This is a genomic window from Streptomyces sp. NPDC055749 (genome assembly GCF_053617235.1).
Genome location: NZ_JBSHFH010000005.1, coordinates 1 through 17430 on the forward strand (window position 1 = coordinate 1; position 17430 = coordinate 17430).

Below are 17430 nucleotides of genomic sequence, written 5' to 3' on the forward strand. Positions count from 1 at the left end.
GCCCCTACCTGGGTGCCCGGCCCTCACGCGTACGAACCGCTAAATGCCCTGCCACGCCGGCTTCGCCGCGTACGTGGCCCGGAAGTAGTCGCCCAGCTTCAGCTTCGACGCGGCGGCCTCGTCGACCACCACCGTCGCGTGCGGATGCAGCTGCAGCGCCGACGCGGGCACGATCGAGGCGACCGGACCCTCGACCGTCTGCGCGATCGCCTCGGCCTTGCCCTCGCCGGTGGCCAGCAGGATCGGGTGGCGGGACTCCAGGATCGTGCCGATGCCCTGCGTGATGACGTGGTGCGGCACCTGGTCGATGTCGTTGTCGAAGAAGCGCGCGTTGTCCACCCGCGTCTGCTCCGTCAGCGTCTTGATCCGCGTACGGGAAGCGAGCGAGGAGCACGGCTCGTTGAAGCCGATGTGCCCGTCCGTGCCGATGCCGAGCAGCTGGAGGTCCACTCCGCCCGCCTCGGCGAGCGCCCTGTCGTACGCCTCGCAGGCCGCCTGGACGTCCTCGGCGGAACCGTCGGGGCCCATGAAGGACGCCTCGGACAGACCCAGCGGCTCCACGACCTCGCGCAACACCACAGAGCGGTACGACTCGGGGTGGCCGGGGCGCAGTCCGACGTACTCGTCGAGCTGGCAGATCCGGGCGCGCGAGGCGTCCACGGCCCCGGAGCGGACCTTGGCGGCCAGCGCCTGGTAGATGGGCAGCGGGGTCGAGCCGGTGGCAACGCCGAGCAGGGCGTCGGGCTTGCGGCTCAGCAGGACTCCGATGGCCTCCGCGATGAGCTCGCCGCCTGCCGCGGCGTCCGGGACGATGACAACTTCCACGCTGTGCCTGCCGATCTGAAAGGTGGAGTCATGTGGTATAGACCAATCTAGTCACCAATCTAGCAGAACCGGGCAGCCCGGAGGTGAACTGCTCACAGAGCGGTCAGCCGGTTCGTCCCGCTGGCGGCTGCCCGCCGGGCCGTGGTCGACTTGTCCGAGCCGGCGGGCGCCTGCCCGCGCGCATTCACCGCACGGGAGGCACCCATATGTCCGCCACCTCTTCGGCCGCGCAGCGGGACCAGGGCGAGCGGCCGGGCGTGATCATGTCCGGCGAGATGGCCGAGCAGCCGGCCATGCTGCGCCGCATCCTCCAGCGGGGAGCCCCCGCGATCCGTCAGGTGGCCGCCGAGATCGCGGCGAAGAAGCCCCGGTTCGTCCTGCTGACGGCCCGGGGGTCCTCCGACCACGCGGCGCTCTACGCCAAGTACCTGCTGGAGATCCGGCTCGGACTGCCCTGCGGCCTCGCCTCGATGTCCACGACGACGGCCTACGGCGCGGAGCCGGACCTCACGGACGTCCTGGTGATCACCGTCAGTCAGTCGGGCGGCTCGCCCGACCTGATCGCCTCCACGAAGGCCGCCCGCTCCGCCGGTGCGATCACCCTCGCGGTGACCAACAACCCGGACTCCTCGCTCGCCGCGGTGTCCGAATACAGCATCGACATCCTCGCGGGCCCCGAGAAGGCGCTGCCCGCGACCAAGACGTACACCGCCTCGCTGCTGGCGCTCTATCTCTTCGTGGACGGCCTGGCCGCGGGGGACGGCCCTGCCGCCGCCGAGGCCCTGCCGGACCTGGCCGAGCAGATCCTGGCCCGGAAGGACGAGGTCAAGTCCCTCGCCTCCCGCTACCGCTTCGCCGAACGCATGGTCATCACCTCGCGCGGCTACGGCTACCCCACCGCCAAGGAAGCGGCTCTGAAACTGATGGAGACCAGCTACATCCCCGCTCTCGCCTACTCGGGCGCAGACCTGCTGCACGGCCCGCTCGCCATGGTCGACAACATCTCCCCGGTGATCGCCGTCGTCACCGACGGCCGCGGCGGCCAGGCGCTCCAGCCGGTCCTGGACCGGCTGCGGGGCCGCGGCGCCGACCTCTTCGTGGTCGGCCCGAAGGCCCAGGTGGAGGCCGCGTCGGCGGGCTTCGCGCTGCCGGTGGCGGGAGTGGCGGAGGAGTTGCAGCCGATCCTGGAGATCCTGCCGCTCCAGATGCTGGCCTACGAGGTGACGATCGCCCGCGGCCAGGACCCGGACGCGCCCCGCGCCCTGGCCAAGGTCACCGAGACCCACTGACCGCCGGGGCCGTAAGCCCCCCGGAAACACCCGCGGGCCGCGGCGCCAGGACGGGACCCTCAGCCCGTCCGGCACCGCAGCCCGGAGTTGCGCGGCCGGCGGTGTGCGGTTCCTCCGGCCGAGGAGGCACCGGCGCAGTCAGGGCAGAGAGCGCCGGGTGCCTCGTTCCGTTCTCCTGTGCGGGGAGAACGGAGGTCTTTCCTGTGCATTGTGGACTAGACCAATCGTTCGTGTCCATCCGTGTGCACGGCAATTCCGGCCGGACTTCCCGCCGCACCCTCTTTCACGGGGCGGCGGGCCGATCGGTTCGGAAGCTCCGAGTATCCACGGGTACGCTCGCACACGTGCCCTCCATGAACGACCTCGTCCGCCAGCACACAGCCCTGAGCGATACCGACCTCGAATGGCTCCACCTGCTGGTCTCGGAGTGGCAGCTGCTCTCCGACCTGTCCTTCGCCGACCTCGTCCTGTGGGTCCCGACCCGCGACGGGACCCGCTATGTGTCCGTCGCGCAGATGCGGCCCAACACCGGCCCCACCTCCTACCAGGACGACATGGTCGGCCATCTGGTGCCGCGCGGCAGGCGTCCGCTGCTCGACGCCGCCCTGGACGAGGGCCGGATCGTGCGCGAGGGCGACCCGGAGTGGCGCGAGGAGGTTCCGGTACGGGTCGAGTCCATCCCCGTACGCCGTGAGGGCCGCGTCCTCGGCGTGATCGCCCGCAACACCAACCTCCTCACCGTACGTACGCCCTCCAGACTGGAGCTCACCTACCTCCAGTCCGCGTCCGACCTGGCCCAGATGATCGCCGCCGGGTCCTTCCCGTTCCCCGGTCAGCAGGTCGACATGGACGCCTCGCCGCGCGTCGGCGACGGGCTGATCAGGCTCGATGCCGACGGGATCGTCCAGTACGCCAGCCCCAACGGCCTCTCCGCCTACCACCGTCTCGGCCTCGCCTCCGACCTTGTCGGCCATCACCTCGGCACCACCACGGCCGAGCTCGCACCCTCCCGGGGGCCGGTGGACGAGGCCCTGGTCAAGGTGGCCAGCGGCTACGCGCCCCGCGAGTTCGAGGTCGAGTGCGCCAGCGGCGTGATCCAGCTCAGGGCCATCCCGCTCAAGCCCAAGGGTGTCCGCATCGGCTCGCTGGTTCTCCTTCGCGACGTCACCGAACTGCGCCGCCGCGAGCGTGAGTTGATCACCAAGGACGCCACCATCCGGGAGATCCACCACCGGGTGAAGAACAACCTCCAGACGGTGGCGGCCCTGTTGCGTCTCCAGTCCCGCCGGATGGATTCCGAGCAGGGCCGCGAGGCGCTCAACGAGGCGGTACGACGGGTCGGTTCGATCGCGATCGTGCATGAGACGCTGTCTCAGAACCTGGACGAGCGGGTCGAGTTCGACGAGATCGCGGACCGGGTCATCGCGATGGTCGCCGAGATCTCCCCGGGCAAGGTCACCTGCCGCCGCACCGGCCGCTTCGGAATTCTCGACGCGGAAGTGGCCACGCCGCTCTCGATGGTGCTCACCGAGGTGCTCCAGAACGCCCTGGAGCACGCGTTCACCGTGGCCGAGCGCGGCACGGTGGAGGTCTCGGCGGTACGGGGCGGCGCACCGTCCGACGCGCGGCTGCTGATCACGGTCTCGGACGACGGACGCGGACTGCCCGAGGGATTCGACCCGAAGCGGGCCGGGAATCTGGGGCTGCAGATCGTGCGGACCCTGGTGGAGGGCGAGCTCGGCGGCACCTTCGGCATGGTCCCGGGACCCGAGCGCGGCACCCACGTGATCCTGGACATCCCGGTGGGTTCGGCGAAGTAGCCGGGCCGCTTCCATGCCTCACACATAGCAGTGGGCCCGGACCGTGCTGACGGTCCGGGCCCACTGCTTATTACGTACGTTGCGATGCGCTACGGGGTACTGCGCGCTGCGACTCGAAGGCGGGGCTGTGCGTACGCTCTGTACGCGCCGCCGGGCTGAGGCTCGTAGCGGGGGGCGTCAATCAGGCGCTGGCGTTACGCGCCCGGTTGCGAGCGGCACGGCGCTTCATCGCGCGGCGCTCGTCCTCGCTGAGGCCACCCCAGACGCCGGAGTCCTGGCCGGACTCGAGCGCCCACTGCAGGCACTGCTCCATGACGGGGCAGCGACGGCAGACGGCCTTGGCTTCCTCGATCTGCAGCAGCGCAGGACCGGTGTTGCCGATGGGGAAGAACAGCTCCGGGTCTTCCTCACGACAAACGGCGTTGTGACGCCAGTCCATGGCTGCTACCTCTCCTTGGTATTTCAAGCTCGTTGCTTGTGAATGTGAACGCTTTCACGAATCCCCCCGCAGACACAGGGCCGACTCCCAGATGAACTGGTTGTGGTCTTGTCAGTGAGGAGGGGTTCTGGCTCTCAGTGGAGGCCGGTGTTGCGGGCCGTCCCGATCGCCATGTAGAGATTCGCAAACCTCGGCGACGGATACAACCCCTTCTGGAAAGTTTTTTTTGATTCCTCGGTGTCGGCTAGGTCACAGCCGTACTTCCAGGGGGTGGGGGCCAGTCCAAACGTTCGAGTTAAAGGACTTTGGGCCCTTCCACTCACACAATCACACGCAGTGCACGGCGTACGCCTGTGAACGTCACGCTCGTACGCAGTCCCAGGTGGTCGCCGTCCATCTGGAAGGGCAGTGGGGCCTTTGAATGCAAGGTGAAGTCGGTGAGGTCATGAAGTGAAACGGCGTGCTTGCCGTGCGGGCCCTTCTCGGGGCTCGAAGTGAGCAGCTGGGTGCCGTAACGGGCGACCGCGGGGGTCGAGAGACGCTTCAGACCGAGGATGTCCAGGGCGGTGTCGAAGGACGCCTTCGGAGAGGCGTACATCGGACGATTCCCCAGGTAGGTCCAGGGGGCGGTGTTGCAGATTATGGACAGCGCGAGGTCCGTGACGGGGTCCTGGCCGGGCACGTCGAGCGTGATCAGACCGTGCCGCCGGTGCGGCTCCTCCAGGAACTGGCGGACCACCTGGCGTACGTACAGCGCGTGAGTCGAACGCTTGCCGCGCTCGCGCTTCTGTTCGACCCGGCCGATCACGCCGGCGTCGAATCCGAGACCGGCACAGAAAGTGAACCAGCGCTCCGGGACGGCCTCGTCCTCCGTGCCCGGCGTGCCGGCCGCGAGACCCAGGCCGACCGTGCGCTCGCTGCGCTGTTCCAGGGCGTCCAGGATGGCGCCGGTCGCCTCCACGGCGTCGTTGGGCAGCCCGAGGGCGCGCGCGAAGACATTGGTGGAACCGCCGGGGACCACGGCCAGGCTCGGCAGATTGTCCACATCGGGCCCCTTGTGCAGCAACCCGTTCACGACCTCGTTGACCGTGCCGTCGCCGCCGAGGGCGACCACGAGATCGATGTCGTCGGAGTCCGCTGCCCGTCGGCCCAGGTCCCGGGCGTGCCCTCGGTACTCCGTGGTGACGGCTTCGATCTTCATCTCGCTCGCGAGAGCGTGAATCAGCACGTCACGCGTCCGCGCACTGGTAGTGGTGGCAGCTGGGTTGACCACGAGGAGTGCGCGCATGCCCGCCAGACTACCTACCGCGAGGTACCGGCCTGAAGTCCCGCAGCCCTGGGTTCACGCTCGGTGACGGGCTGTGAACGACGAGGGCGTGCCACTGACCCCGGCTTCACTTTCCCGGGGGAGGGATGCCAACCTGCATAGCGTGAGCATTCAGGAGAACACGCCCTCTTCCTCGCCGTCGGCCGGACCGGAGAAGCCGGGCAGGATCGCCGCAGTGGCCGGACTCAACGCCCTCGAAGGGGCGGCGCTCGTCGCAGGCGGGATCTACATGGTGGTCATGGGACTGCTCGGCCGGCCCGACAGCCCCCAGCAGGCGGAGATGGGCGGACTCACCCTCGTCGCGCTCGGCCTGATCCCGCTGTTCGCCGCGCGCGGACTGCTGCTGCGGCGCAGCTGGAGCCGCGGGCCCGCGCTCATCACCCAGCTGATGGCGCTGCCGGTCGCCTGGACGCTGCTGCGGTCGCAGGGCGCGCTCATTCCCGCGGGCATCGTGCTCGCCGTCGTCGCGGTGACGTCGCTGGTGCTGCTGCTCAGCCCGACGACCACGCAGGCGCTGGGCATCCGGGGGCCGCGTACGACCCCCGAAGCCTGAGCGCTACTCCTCGACGAGAAGGCGCTCGCGCAGCTGCGCGAGCGTGCGTGCCAGCAGCCGGGAGACGTGCATCTGCGAGATGCCGACCTCCTGGGCGATCTGCGACTGGGTCATGTTCCCGAAGAAGCGCAGCAGCAGAATGCGCTTCTCGCGCGGCGGCAGGTCCTCCAGCAGCGGCTTCAGCGACTCGCGGTACTCGACGCCCTCCAGCGCCTCGTCCTCGGAGCCCAGGGTGTCCGCGACCGCCGGTGACTCGTCGTCCGTGTCCGGGACGTCCAGCGACAGCGTGCTGTAGGCATTGGCCGATTCCAGGCCCTCCAGGACCTCTTCCTCGGAGATACCGAGACGCTCCGCCAGCTCGTGCACCGTCGGGGAACGGCCGTGCTGCTGGGAGAGCTCCGCGGTGGCCGTCGTCAGCGAGAGCCGGAGCTCCTGGAGGCGACGGGGCACCCGAACGGCCCAGCCCTTGTCACGGAAGTGGCGCTTGATCTCCCCGACCACCGTGGGGGTCGCGTACGTCGAGAACTCCACGCCGCGGTCCGGGTCGAACCGGTCCACCGACTTGATCAGGCCGATCGTGGCGACCTGGGTCAGATCGTCCAGCGGCTCCCCGCGGTTGCGGAATCTGCGGGCCAGGTGCTCCACGAGCGGCAGGTGCATCCGCACCAGCCGGTTGCGCAGCTCCGCCTTCTCGGCCGAGCCGTCGGGCAGCTCCCGCAGCTCGATGAAGAGTGCCCGCGCCGCACTGCGGTCGCGTGGATCGTGGTGCCCGTGCTCGCTCATCTGGACCGTCCGCTCTGCCTGCGACTGCTCCACCGCGGCCGTACGGCCTTGCGTCCCGTCCGCCCCGTCCACCGGATGCGGCCTGGCCTGTTGCTCCGGGATGCCCGTCGCGCGCACCACCCCGGGGCGGATCGTCTCGTCCCGCACAGGTCCGTCCCCGTTCCCGTTGCTCACGCCGGCCCGGGTCCCGCGCCGCGCTGTTTGTAGAGGCTGATGCTGACCGTACGGTCGTCCGCGACCGTGGAGTCGACCTTTCCGGCCAGTGCGGAAAGCACCGTCCAGGCGAAGGTGTCGCGCTCCGGCGCGCGGCCGTCCGTCGTAGGTGCCGACACCGTCACCTCGAGGGAGTCGTCGACGAGCCGGAACACGCAGCTGAGGACGGAGCCGGGCACGGCCTGCTGAAGCAGGATCGCGCAGGCCTCGTCGACCGCGATGCGAAGATCCTCGATCTCGTCGAGAGTGAAGTCCAAACGCGCTGCCAGACCGGCCGTGGCCGTTCGCAGCACCGACAGGTAGGCACCCGCAGCGGGCAGCCGGACCTCTACGAAGTCCTGATTCCCGGGCTCGCCTGCGATCTGGGACACCCTCACCTCCAAGGTGGCACAAACTCTTTCGAAGTTCCGGGAAGGGTGGCCCGGAGCCATGCGGTCCGTCGTCGGTTCTTGGTTCGGCGACGCTATCGCGATCCATGATGCCGTGTCGCCAGGACCCCGCCCGATGGTCGTCACTCATGGTAAGCCCATGAGTACGCACAGTGGGTAGGGGTCGGTGGCGGTCAATTGCGAAGAACCGGCGCCGGTTTGACGTACCCAGACGTCAGACGATCGAACCGTCCTGGAAGCACCAACGCCAGCTCTCGCCCGCTTCGAAGCTCCGCATGACCGGATGACCGGTGTCCTCGAAGTGCCCCGTCGCGTGCCGCAGGGGCGAGGAATCGCAGCATCCGACGTGCCCGCAGGCGAGGCAGAGGCGCAACTGCACGGGATGGCCGCCGGCCGCCAGACACTCCGTGCACGTCCCGCTGAGCGGGGCGGGCTCGGGGCGCGGCAGTTCCTGAAGGTGGGGGCACTCACTCATGATGTGCAGGTTACGACGGATGTGAGGACCGTGAGATGGACGCATTGCCCCTGGTGGCGCTGGTCGCGGCCAGTGCCGCGGTAGCCGGGGCCGCGCGCCGGACGCCGGTGCCGGCCCCGCTGCTGCTGGTCGTCGTGGGGCTGCTGGCCTCTTACCTGCCCGGAGTGCCGACGTACACCCTGGACGCGCACATCGTGCTGCCGCTCCTCCTCCCGCCGCTGCTCTACACGGCCGCGGTGGACAGCTCGTACCTCGATCTGCGGGCCAACGTCCGCCCGATCGCCCTGCTCTCGGTCGGGTACGTGCTCTTCGCGACCCTCGCCGTCGGCTGGCTGGCCTATCTGCTGGTTCCCGGTCTGCCGCTCACGGCCGCGCTGGTGCTCGGCGCCGTGATCGCCCCGCCGGACGCCGTCACGGCCGCGGCGATCGCGCGCAAGGTGGGGCTGCCCGCCCGGGTGACCACGATCCTCCAGGGCGAGTCCCTGGTGAACGATGCCACCGCGATCACCGCCTTCAAGGTGGCTCTCGCCGCGGCCGTCGGCGAAAGTGTCGGCTGGGGCGCCGGGATCGGCGAATTCCTGCTGGCCGCGGTCGGCGGTGTGGGTGTCGGTCTGCTGCTGATGGTGCCGCTGCACTGGCTCCGTACGCACCTCAAGGAAGCCCTGCTCCAGAACACCCTGTCCCTGCTGATCCCCTTCGTGGCCTACGCGGCGGCGGAACGGGTGCACGCCTCCGGAGTGCTCGCGGTCGTGGTCGTGGCGCTCTATCTGGGACACCGTTCCTGGCAGGTCGACTTCGCGACACGGCTCCAGGAGGCGGCGGTCTGGAAGATGGTCGCGTTCGTCCTGGAGTCGGTGGTCTTCATGCTCATCGGCCTCCAGTTGTCCTTCGTACTGAAGGGCCTCGGAACGTACGGCGTCGGGGAGGCGCTCTGGTACGCCTTCGCCGTGTTCCTGGCGGTCGTCGTGGTCCGCTTCGTCTGGGTCTATCCGGCGACCTATCTGCCGCGATGGCTCTTCAGGCGCATCCGGGAGCGGGAGCCCGCGACGGACTGGACCGGGCCCTTGATCGTCGGCTGGGCGGGGATGCGCGGTGTGGTCTCGCTCGCCATCGCCTTCTCCATCCCGATGGTCATGGACGACGGCGAGGACTTCCCGGCCCGCAACCTGGTGCTGTTCCTGACGTTCACGACCGTCATCGGCACCCTGGTGATCCAGGGTCTGACCCTGCCGCTCCTGGTGCGCGTACTGAAGCTCCCGGGGCGGGACCTGCGCGCGGAGACGCTGGCCGAGGCGCAGGCCCAGAGCCAGGCGTCCACGGCAGCCGAGGCGCGCCTGGAGGAGCTCCTCTCCGATCGGAGCAACGCTCTGCCGGGGCCGCTCGCCGACCGGCTGCGTACGGTCCTGGAGCGCCGCCGCAACTCCGTGTGGGAGCGGCTCGGCGCGGCCAACCCGGTCACCGGGGAGTCGGCGGACGACACCTACCGGCGGCTCGCACGGCAGATGATCGAAGCCGAGCGGGAGGTCTTCGTCCGGCTCAGGGACGAGCGGCGTATCGACGACGAGATGATGCGCACGCTGCTGCGGCGGCTCGACCTGGAGGAGGCGGCGGCCTACCGGGAGTCGGACGACGCCTAGTGCTGTCGCCGTCCCGGAAGGCCGGCTGCCTGGCGCAGTCGCCCGGCGGTACGACAGGTCCTAGAAGGGCGTACCCGTGACGACGGCCGCCAGGCGGGTCCCCGGGGCGAACGCGCCCTCCTCGGTGAGCGTGGTCAGCGCGTACAGGAGCTTGGCCACGTAGAGCCGTTCGACGCGCAGCCCGTGCCGGTCCTCGAAGTCGTCGGCGAAGGCGTGCAGCTCCGGGGGCGTACGGGCGTAGCCGCCGAAGTGGAACCGCTCGTCCAGCGACCACCGTCCGGCCGGGCCGCCGAACGCCTCCCGTTGCAGGTCCCGTACCGCCTCGGCCAGGAACCCGCCGCGCAGGACCGGGACGCCCAGGGCGCGCTGCTCCGGTCCGAGCCCGGCGGCGAGGCCCGCGAGGGTGCCACCCGTTCCGCAGGCGACCGCCGCCACGTCGGCCAGGCCCCGCAGTTCGCGCCCGAGCTCTGTACAGCCCTGTGCGGCCAGCGCGTTGCTGCCACCCTCCGGGATGACGACGCACTCCCCGAAGAGGCTCAGCAGGCCGCTCAGGGCGTCAGGATCGGCCTTCGCGCGGTACGTGGCGCGGTCCACGAAGTGCAGACGCATGCCGTCGGCCGCGCACTGCGCGAGCGACGGGTTGAGCGGCCGGTGTGCCAGTTCGTCGCCGCGCACGACCCCGACCGTACGGAAGCCGAGCAGCCGCCCGGCGGCGGCCGTGGCGCGCAGGTGGTTGGAGTAGGCGCCGCCGAAGGTCAGCACGGTACGGCCGTCGGCGGAAGCCAGGTTCAGGGAGAGTTTCCGCCATTTGTTGCCCGGCAGATCCGGGTGGATCAGGTCGTCGCGCTTCAGCAGCAGCTGTACGCCCCGGCGCGCGAAGCGCTCGTCCCCGGCCGGCTCCAGAGGTGAGGGGAGGGCCGGTCGCAGCCGGGGCGTACCGGGTGTTTCTTGGTGCACTCGTGCATTGTCCCGCAGGGGGTCACTTGAGGCGTTCGTGGATACGGGCGCGCAGGGCGCTCATCGGGAATCCGCGCGGGTCGACCTTGCCGGGCTGCCACTCCCGGTGGCCGATCACCGAGGGGGCGCCCCAGTGGTGATAGCGGCAGATCGCCGACGCCGCCCGCTCGATGGCTTCGAGCTGGACGGCGGGCCAGGGGTCCTTGCCGTCGCCGAGGTTCTCGCACTCGAATCCGTAGAAGTACCGGTTTCCGTCGGTGTTGGCCTCGTTGTCCGGGGGAAGACGCTTCTCCGCGACGACGGCCCGCAGGACCTCGTCGTCGCCCAGCCCCGCGTGGTTGGTGCGGCCGTAGCCGACCAGATGGGCCCGGCCGTCCTTGGCGATCACTCCGTGGCAGAGCGGGCCCGGGAGGCCCGGATATCCGTCACGGCAGAGCTCGACGGTCCGGGCGGTGCCCCTGGTCACGGTGTGATGGATCATCACGCCGTGCACCGGTCCCCAGGGGCCCTTGTGATTGCGGTTGTGGGTACGCCAGTCGCCGACCTGGACGACGGTGAGCCCTTCGTCCTTCAGGGCGTCGAGGAAGCTGCTCGCGGACATGGGTGAGGACATGGCCGGCTCCTTGTTGCGCGTGGGGGAGTGCCGTACAGCGCTTGTACCCGAACAGGGCCCGGTGGACCCTCCGTTCCCGGCCTTTGCGCTCAGCCCTGGGCGAGCCACAGGTCGGGGCCGAACACCTCGTAGTGGATGTCCGCCGCCGGAAGGCCCTTGGCCAGCAACTGGGTCCTGACCGTGCGCATGAACGGCAGCGGTCCGCAGAGGTAGGCCTGCGTGCCGGAGGGGACCACGAGGCCCGTCACGTCGACAAGACCCGTGCGGTCGGCGGGGTGGCCGGGCCCGGGGTTCTCGTACCAGAAGTGCGCCGAGGCGTCGGGGAGCCGGCCGGTGAGGAGGGTGTGGTCCGCGCGCAGGGCGTGGTCGGCGGGGGACCGGTCCCCGTGCACGACCGTCACGGGTGAACGGTGGCCGGTGGACGCCAGGTGGTCCAGCATCGCGAGCATCGGGGTGCAGCCGATGCCGGCCGATGCGAGGAACAGCGGGGCGTCCACGGAGTCCAGCACCAGGTCCCCGTAGGGGACGGAGACGCGCAGCCGGTCACCGGGGCGCGTGCGGTCGTGCAGGTGCCGTGAGACCTCTCCGTCGGGGGTGTCGCCGCCACGCACCCTCTTGACGGTGATCGAGCGCACCGGCGAACCCGGGGCGCTCGACAGGCTGTACTGGCGTATCTGGCGTGCTCCGTCGGGGAGTTCCACCTGTACGGAGACGTACTGGCCCGGCCGGAAGACCGGAGCGGGCGCGCCGTCGGCGGGACCGATCCGGAAGGTGGCGACGTCCTCGGTCTCCTCGGTCCTGCCGATGACCTCCCACTCGCGCCAGACGTCACCGGCCACGACGCCCTGCTGGGCGTACAGCCGCTCCTCGACGGCGACCAGGGCGTTGGCCATCAGCCAGTACACCTCGTCCCAGGCGCCGGCGACCTCCGGGGTGACCGCGTCGCCGAGCACCTCGGCGATTGCGGCGAAGAGATGGGTGTGCACGACCTTGTACTGGGCCGCCGTCACACCGAGCGAGGCGTGCTTGTGTGCGATGCGGTTCAGCATCACGTCCGGGCGGGTGTCCGGGTGTGCGACCAGGTGTGTGGCGAACGCGGCTATCGAACCGGCGAGTGCCTGACGCTGCGCCCCGGACGCCTGGTTGCCCCGGTTGAAGAGGTCGCGCAGCAGCTCGGGGTGGGCGTCGAACAGCTTCCGGTAGAAGAGGTCCGCGATGTCGCCGACGGCCGCCCCGACGGCGGGCAGCGTGGCACGGACAGTGACGGTCGACGTCTCGGAGAGCATCGGGGAACTCCTGGGTGTGGATGGGGCTGTGGGTGGGGCTGTGTTGGCGGGTGGGAGACGGGCGGCGCGTCTCAGTCGCGTCTCAGTCCGGGGCGGGGCCGCTGGTGATGCCGATCAGCAGCGGGCCGGTGGGGGAGGCGACGAGCTCCGTCACGGTGAGGGGGTCGAGCGAGGCGTAGAACGCCTCCTGTGCCCGGCGGAGCGCGCCGCGCAGCACACAGGCGGCGCGCAGCGGGCACGGCGTGCTGCCCTCGCACTCGACGACGTCGTCAGCGCCCTCCAGCTCCCGCACGAGCGCGCCGATCGACGCGGAGCGGCCGGCCTCGGAGAGGGCGAGGCCGCCGCCCCTGCCGCGCCGGGCGTCGACAAGGCCGAGGTGCTGGAGCCTGGCCACGACCTTGGTGGCGTGGGTGTACGGGACCCGCATGGTCGCCGCCACCTCCCTGGTGGTCGGCGGTTCCCCGCCCTCCGCGACGGCCAGGTGCATGAGGACGCGCAGTGCCACATCGGTGAATCTCGTCAGCCGCATGAACCTCACGCTAGGTAATTTGCATCTCAGATGCAAATTAAAGGGAACGCGTGGCGACGGTATGCAACGTGCCCCGCCGAAGGTGGATTAGTCACACTCTTTTGTGTAATGGCGCGGCCGGCGCTCCTGCTGAAAGGCTTCTTCGCACAGGTCAGCCCATGATCGAGAGGACCCGTCAGATGTCCGTTGGTGAAGAGGTTCGCGACACGCAGGTACCGCCGCAGCAGAGTCTTGGCACGGCAGCCGCGCGGAACCTCGCGACGACCACCAAGTCCGCGCCGCAGATGCAGGAGATCACCTCACGGTGGCTGCTGCGCATGCTGCCGTGGGTGCAGGTACAAGGCGGCACTTACAGGGTGAACCGTCGGCTGAGCTACTCAGTCGGTGACGGCCGTGTGACCTTCGTGCAGACCGGCGACCGGGTCAGTGTGATCCCCGCCGAGCTCGGTGAACTGCCCGCGCTGCGCGAGTTCGGCGACGAGGAGGTGCTGGCGGAGCTGGCACGGCGTTGCGAACAGCGCGATGTGGAACCAGGGGAGGTCCTGGCCGCGGCAGGGGACGCGGCGGACCGGGTCTTCCTGCTCGCACACGGCAAGGTCGAGAAGATCGGCTCCGGGCTCTACGGGGACGAGACGGAGCTCGGAGTCCTCGCGGACGGTGCCTACTTCGGTGACCACGCCCTGGTCGACGGCGACGCCAGCTGGGAGTACACCGCCCGCGCCGTCACCGCCTGCACCCTGCTCACGCTGCGGCGTTCGGACGTGCTCAACCTCGCGGCCCGCGCCGACTCGCTCCGCGACCATCTCGCAGGACTGCTGTCCATCCCGCACCAGCGCACCAACAACTACGGCGAGGCGGCGATCGATCTCTCCGCCGGCCATGTCGGGGAGACCGTCGTCCCGCACACGTTCGTCGACTACGAGTCGGCCCCGCGTGAGTACGAGCTGAGCGTGGCCCAGACCGTGCTGAAGGTGCACAGCCGGGTCGCCGACCTCTACAACCAGCCGATGAACCAGACCGAGCAGCAGTTGCGGCTCACGGTCGAGGCGCTGCGCGAGCGCCAGGAGCACGAGCTGATCAACAACCGCGAGTTCGGACTGCTCAACAACTGCGACTACGGCCAGCGCATCCAGCCGCACGACGGCGCTCCCAGCCCCGACGACATGGACGAGCTGCTGTCCCGCCGGCGCGGTTCGAAGCTCTTCCTCGCCCACCCGCGGGCCATCGCCGCCTTCGGCCGCGAGTGCAACAAGCGCGGTCTGGTGCCGGAGAGCGTGGAGGTCGGCGGACACCATGTGCCCGCCTGGCGAGGGGTGCCGATCTTCCCGTCCAACAAGATCCCCGTCACCGACGCCCGCACCACGTCCATCATCTGCATGAGGACAGGCGAGGCGGACCAGGGCGTCGTCGGACTCCAGCAGAGCGGCATCCCGGACGAGATCGAGCCGAGCCTGTCGGTGCGCTTCATGGGCATCGACGAGCAGGCGATCATCTCGTACCTGGTGACGGCCTACTACTCCGCGGCCATCCTCGTGCCGGACGCCCTCGGTGTCCTGGAGAACGTCGAGGTGAGCCGCTGGCGGTGACCTTCCGGAGGACCCGGACAGGGGTGTCCGGGTCCTCCTCCCCGCCACTGTGCACACATCCATCGGGATGCCCGGCCGCGGCGGCGGCCGGGCATCCCGATGGAGCCCGAAGGGCGACTCAAGAGGAGAGACCGTGACCATGACGAGTACGGACGCCGCGACGGAAGGCCATGAGGCCGCAGTCCTCCTGGAGCGCACCAGAAGCGCCGTCGACCCGCATCTGCGCTCAGCCGTGGAGTCCTTGCCCGGAGGCATACGACGGGTCGCGATGTACCACTTCGGCTGGGAGAACGCGGACGGCAGCGCCGCATCGGGGCAGGCGGGCAAGGCCATCAGACCGGCACTCGTCCTGGCCGCCGCCCGCGCGACGGGCGGGGACCCGGACCGTGCGGTGAGAGCCGCCGTCGCCGTGGAACTCGCGCACAACTTCACCCTGCTCCACGACGACGTGATCGACGAGGACGCCACCCGCCGGCACCGGCCCACCGCCTGGGCGGTCTTCGGAGTCCCGGACGCCGTGATCACCGGCGACGCCATGCTCGCCCTCGCCCAGCGGATGCTCGCCGACGACCCGCACCCGGCCGCCGCGCGGGCCTCGGCGAGACTCTCCACCTGCGTCATCGAGCTGTGCGCCGGCCAGCAGGCCGACTGCGCCTTCGAGGAGCGCGGACCGGACGACGTCTCGCTGGACGAGTGCCTCACCATGGCGACGGCCAAGACGGGGGCGCTGCTCGGCTGCGCCTGCGCTCTCGGCGCCCTCTACGCGGGGGCGGACGAGCGGGCGGTCGGCGCCATGGACGGCTTCGGCCGCGAGGCGGGACTCGCGTTCCAGCTCATCGACGACCTGATCGGCATCTGGGGCGACACGGCCCGTACCGGAAAGCCGGTCGGTGCGGACCTGGCCGCCCACAAGAAGTCCCTGCCTGTGGTGGCCGCGCTCACCTCCGGCACACCGGCCGCCGCCGAACTGGCCGCGCTCTACCGGGGTCCCATGGCGACCCCGGGCGAGGTGAGCCGGGCCGCCGACGCGGTGGACCGGGCCGGGGGGCGGGACTGGGCGCAGATCTGCGCGGGGGACCGGATGGCGCGTGCGGTCCACCATCTCTCCCGGGCGGTGCCCGATCTGGCATCGGCCGGTGACCTGCTGGCGCTCGCGGAATTCGTCACCCGCCGGACGCACTGACCTCCCGCCGCCGGCCCGTCGGCCCAACTCTAGGATTCCGCAGGACGGTTGAGGTCGTACGGGAACTGGCGGGAGTCGGACATGGGTGCACGGATACGGCAGGCGGACGAGCGGGACCGGGACCAGGTCGTGAGGATCCTGGACGAGGCGTTCCACGACGACCCGGTGAGCAGCTGGGTCTTCCCGGACGAGGAGCACCGCCGTGCGGTGCACGGCACGTTCCTCGGCGTCTTCGTCGACGTCACCCTCGGCGAGGGCCGCATCGATCTGCTGGAGGACGGCACCGCCGCGGCCCTGTGGCTTCCGGTGCCCGCGGGGGCGCCCGATGAGGAGGACCCCACCCCCGCGCTGATGAGGGAGACCGCCGACCCGGACAACGAACGGGCCGAACTGATAGGGAGGCTGACGGGCGCCGTCCATCCGCACGACCGCGCCCACGAGTATCTGCTCATGATCGGGGTGTCTCCCGAGCACCAGGGGGAGGGCCTCGGGGCCGCTCTGATCGACGACGTCCTGGCGCGGTGCGACCGCGAGGGGATCCCGGCCTATCTGGAGGCGAGCAGTGAGCGGAGCCGCGGACTCTACGAGCGGCTGGGGTTCACCTTCATGGGTCGAACGGTCGATCTGCCCGACGGGCCCTCGATGTGGCCCATGTGGCGTGAACCCCGGTCCGCCTGAGGGCAGTCGGGCCGGACGGGCCGTACCGCGGGCCGGCGCCGCCCGGAGGGAAGCGGAGGGTGCCACCGAGGCGGCGACGCGTACGGGCTACAGTCCCTGCTCATGACAGATGAGTCGTGGGCAGGCTGGTACCGGGACCGTCATGGTTCCGTCGCCGTCATTCTCACCACGGACGGACAGCAACTCCGCATCCGGATCAGAGGTGTCGACTTCGAGGGCGAGAGCTTCGGCGCCCTCGGTCCCGTGGCCGGGGTCCCGCCGGAGGGCGCGGAGTTCGCCTTGGTGGACGGCGTGCTCGACGACTGCGTACTGGAGTGGGACCTCCCGCTCCCGGTCCTCGTGTCCGGCACGCTCCGCCAGGCCACCCTCAGCTGCCTGCTGTCGCTGCGCCGCGCAGATCCGGATCTGGCGCTCGCCCTGCATCTGGACGGTGCGGTGTACGAATCGGCGCGTGCCGCGGGTGACTTCGCGGCGGCCCTGGCGACCATCCAGCGCGTGCTCCCGGAGGGAATTCGCCTCCAGACCTGCATCGCCTGCGCCTTCTCCGACTACTTCCCGGATCCGGCCCGCGGGCTCTCCGGTGGTCTCGCCTGCTTCCGTGGCGCCAAGGACGAGTACCGCGGCGCCGCGGACGCCGGGGACGTCGCCCAGCTGTGGGACCGGCGCTCCGGGTTCGTACAGGAGATCTGGAGCTGCCGGGAGTTCGAGGCGCGTCCCGCGGAAGGGGCGGGCACCGGGCACCGGGGCGCGTTCCCGCTGGAGCACGCCTGATCCGGACGCGTGAGCGCCCACGCACAAGGAGCCGCCCCGGATCGGGAGCGGCTCCTCGTGGCGGGACCGGGGTGGGG

18 protein-coding genes are annotated in these 17430 nt (G+C 70.3%); 8 read left to right on the plus strand and 10 right to left on the minus strand.

Going from position 1 to position 17430, the window contains the following annotated elements; translation table 11 throughout:
• Positions 1–39: 39 nt before the first annotated feature.
• Positions 40–825: a glucosamine-6-phosphate deaminase gene (gene nagB / locus ACWGO0_RS05110; RefSeq protein WP_453528157.1), complete on the minus strand. Its 786-nt coding sequence runs from the start codon at positions 823–825 to the stop codon at positions 40–42.
• Positions 826–1031: 206 nt separating this feature from the next.
• Between nagB and ACWGO0_RS05115 the strand changes: the two genes are divergently transcribed.
• Both ACWGO0_RS05115 and ACWGO0_RS05120 read left to right on the plus strand, forming a co-directional pair.
• Positions 1032–2114: an SIS domain-containing protein gene (locus ACWGO0_RS05115; protein WP_453528160.1), complete on the plus strand. Its 1083-nt coding sequence runs from the start codon at positions 1032–1034 to the stop codon at positions 2112–2114.
• 353 nt (positions 2115–2467) lie between these two features.
• On the plus strand, positions 2468–3934 hold the full coding sequence (locus tag ACWGO0_RS05120; protein ID WP_453528704.1) for a sensor histidine kinase: 1467 nt from the start codon (positions 2468–2470) through the stop codon (positions 3932–3934).
• 181 nt (positions 3935–4115) lie between these two features.
• Here the strand turns inward: ACWGO0_RS05120 and ACWGO0_RS05125 are convergent, their stop codons facing one another.
• Positions 4116–4373 carry a WhiB family transcriptional regulator gene (locus tag ACWGO0_RS05125; RefSeq protein ID WP_003953983.1) on the minus strand — a complete coding sequence of 86 codons (258 nt, stop codon included), beginning with the start codon at positions 4371–4373 and terminating at the stop codon, positions 4116–4118.
• Positions 4374–4692: 319 nt separating this feature from the next.
• A complete protein-coding gene (locus tag ACWGO0_RS05130; protein ID WP_453528163.1) occupies positions 4693–5661 on the minus strand; it encodes a diacylglycerol/lipid kinase family protein in 969 nt (322 codons plus the stop codon).
• Positions 5662–5875: 214 nt separating this feature from the next.
• Between ACWGO0_RS05130 and ACWGO0_RS05135 the strand changes: the two genes are divergently transcribed.
• Entirely contained in the window at positions 5876–6253 is a 378-nt protein-coding gene (locus tag ACWGO0_RS05135) for a hypothetical protein (RefSeq protein WP_453528707.1), read from the plus strand.
• 3 nt (positions 6254–6256) lie between these two features.
• Here the strand turns inward: ACWGO0_RS05135 and ACWGO0_RS05140 are convergent, their stop codons facing one another.
• The 3 genes from ACWGO0_RS05140 to ACWGO0_RS05150 form a co-directional block, all read right to left on the minus strand.
• Complete coding sequence (locus ACWGO0_RS05140) at positions 6257–7210, minus strand: RNA polymerase sigma factor SigF (protein ID WP_453528166.1); 954 nt, start codon at positions 7208–7210, stop codon at positions 6257–6259.
• A complete protein-coding gene (locus tag ACWGO0_RS05145; protein ID WP_003966375.1) occupies positions 7207–7620 on the minus strand; it encodes an ATP-binding protein in 414 nt (137 codons plus the stop codon). The genes ACWGO0_RS05140 and ACWGO0_RS05145 overlap by 4 nt, the downstream gene beginning before the upstream one ends.
• Positions 7621–7852: 232 nt before the next feature.
• The gene (locus ACWGO0_RS05150; RefSeq protein ID WP_453528170.1) at positions 7853–8113 is read right to left on the minus strand and encodes a UBP-type zinc finger domain-containing protein; all 261 of its coding nucleotides are present in this window, start codon (positions 8111–8113) and stop codon (positions 7853–7855) included.
• A 35-nt stretch (positions 8114–8148) separates the two neighbouring features.
• Between ACWGO0_RS05150 and ACWGO0_RS05155 the strand changes: the two genes are divergently transcribed.
• Positions 8149–9750 (plus strand): Na+/H+ antiporter, encoded by a 1602-nt coding sequence (locus ACWGO0_RS05155; protein ID WP_453528173.1) that lies wholly within the window; start codon positions 8149–8151, stop codon positions 9748–9750.
• 60 nt (positions 9751–9810) lie between these two features.
• Here the strand turns inward: ACWGO0_RS05155 and ACWGO0_RS05160 are convergent, their stop codons facing one another.
• From ACWGO0_RS05160 to ACWGO0_RS05175, 4 genes are all read right to left on the minus strand, one after another.
• Positions 9811–10707 carry a 1-aminocyclopropane-1-carboxylate deaminase/D-cysteine desulfhydrase gene (locus tag ACWGO0_RS05160; RefSeq protein ID WP_453528176.1) on the minus strand — a complete coding sequence of 299 codons (897 nt, stop codon included), beginning with the start codon at positions 10705–10707 and terminating at the stop codon, positions 9811–9813.
• 22 nt (positions 10708–10729) lie between these two features.
• Positions 10730–11320, minus strand: coding sequence for an N-acetylmuramoyl-L-alanine amidase (locus tag ACWGO0_RS05165; protein WP_453528179.1), 591 nt, complete (start codon positions 11318–11320; stop codon positions 10730–10732).
• Positions 11321–11409: 89 nt separating this feature from the next.
• Positions 11410–12606: a globin domain-containing protein gene (locus tag ACWGO0_RS05170; protein ID WP_453528181.1), complete on the minus strand. Its 1197-nt coding sequence runs from the start codon at positions 12604–12606 to the stop codon at positions 11410–11412.
• Between the two features lie 82 nt (positions 12607–12688).
• A complete protein-coding gene (locus tag ACWGO0_RS05175; protein ID WP_453528184.1) occupies positions 12689–13135 on the minus strand; it encodes an RrF2 family transcriptional regulator in 447 nt (148 codons plus the stop codon).
• Positions 13136–13314: 179 nt separating this feature from the next.
• Between ACWGO0_RS05175 and ACWGO0_RS05180 the strand changes: the two genes are divergently transcribed.
• The 4 genes from ACWGO0_RS05180 to ACWGO0_RS05195 all read left to right on the plus strand — a co-directional run bounded on the left by ACWGO0_RS05180 (position 13315) and on the right by ACWGO0_RS05195 (position 17353).
• On the plus strand, positions 13315–14721 hold the full coding sequence (locus ACWGO0_RS05180; RefSeq protein ID WP_453528187.1) for a family 2B encapsulin nanocompartment shell protein: 1407 nt from the start codon (positions 13315–13317) through the stop codon (positions 14719–14721).
• A 139-nt stretch (positions 14722–14860) separates the two neighbouring features.
• On the plus strand, positions 14861–15904 hold the full coding sequence (locus ACWGO0_RS05185) for a family 2 encapsulin nanocompartment cargo protein polyprenyl transferase (RefSeq protein ID WP_453528710.1): 1044 nt from the start codon (positions 14861–14863) through the stop codon (positions 15902–15904).
• Between the two features lie 81 nt (positions 15905–15985).
• Positions 15986–16582 carry a GNAT family N-acetyltransferase gene (locus ACWGO0_RS05190; protein WP_453528190.1) on the plus strand — a complete coding sequence of 199 codons (597 nt, stop codon included), beginning with the start codon at positions 15986–15988 and terminating at the stop codon, positions 16580–16582.
• Positions 16583–16684: 102 nt separating this feature from the next.
• The gene (locus ACWGO0_RS05195) at positions 16685–17353 is read left to right on the plus strand and encodes a DUF6304 family protein (RefSeq protein ID WP_453528193.1); all 669 of its coding nucleotides are present in this window, start codon (positions 16685–16687) and stop codon (positions 17351–17353) included.
• Positions 17354–17430 lie beyond the last annotated feature (77 nt).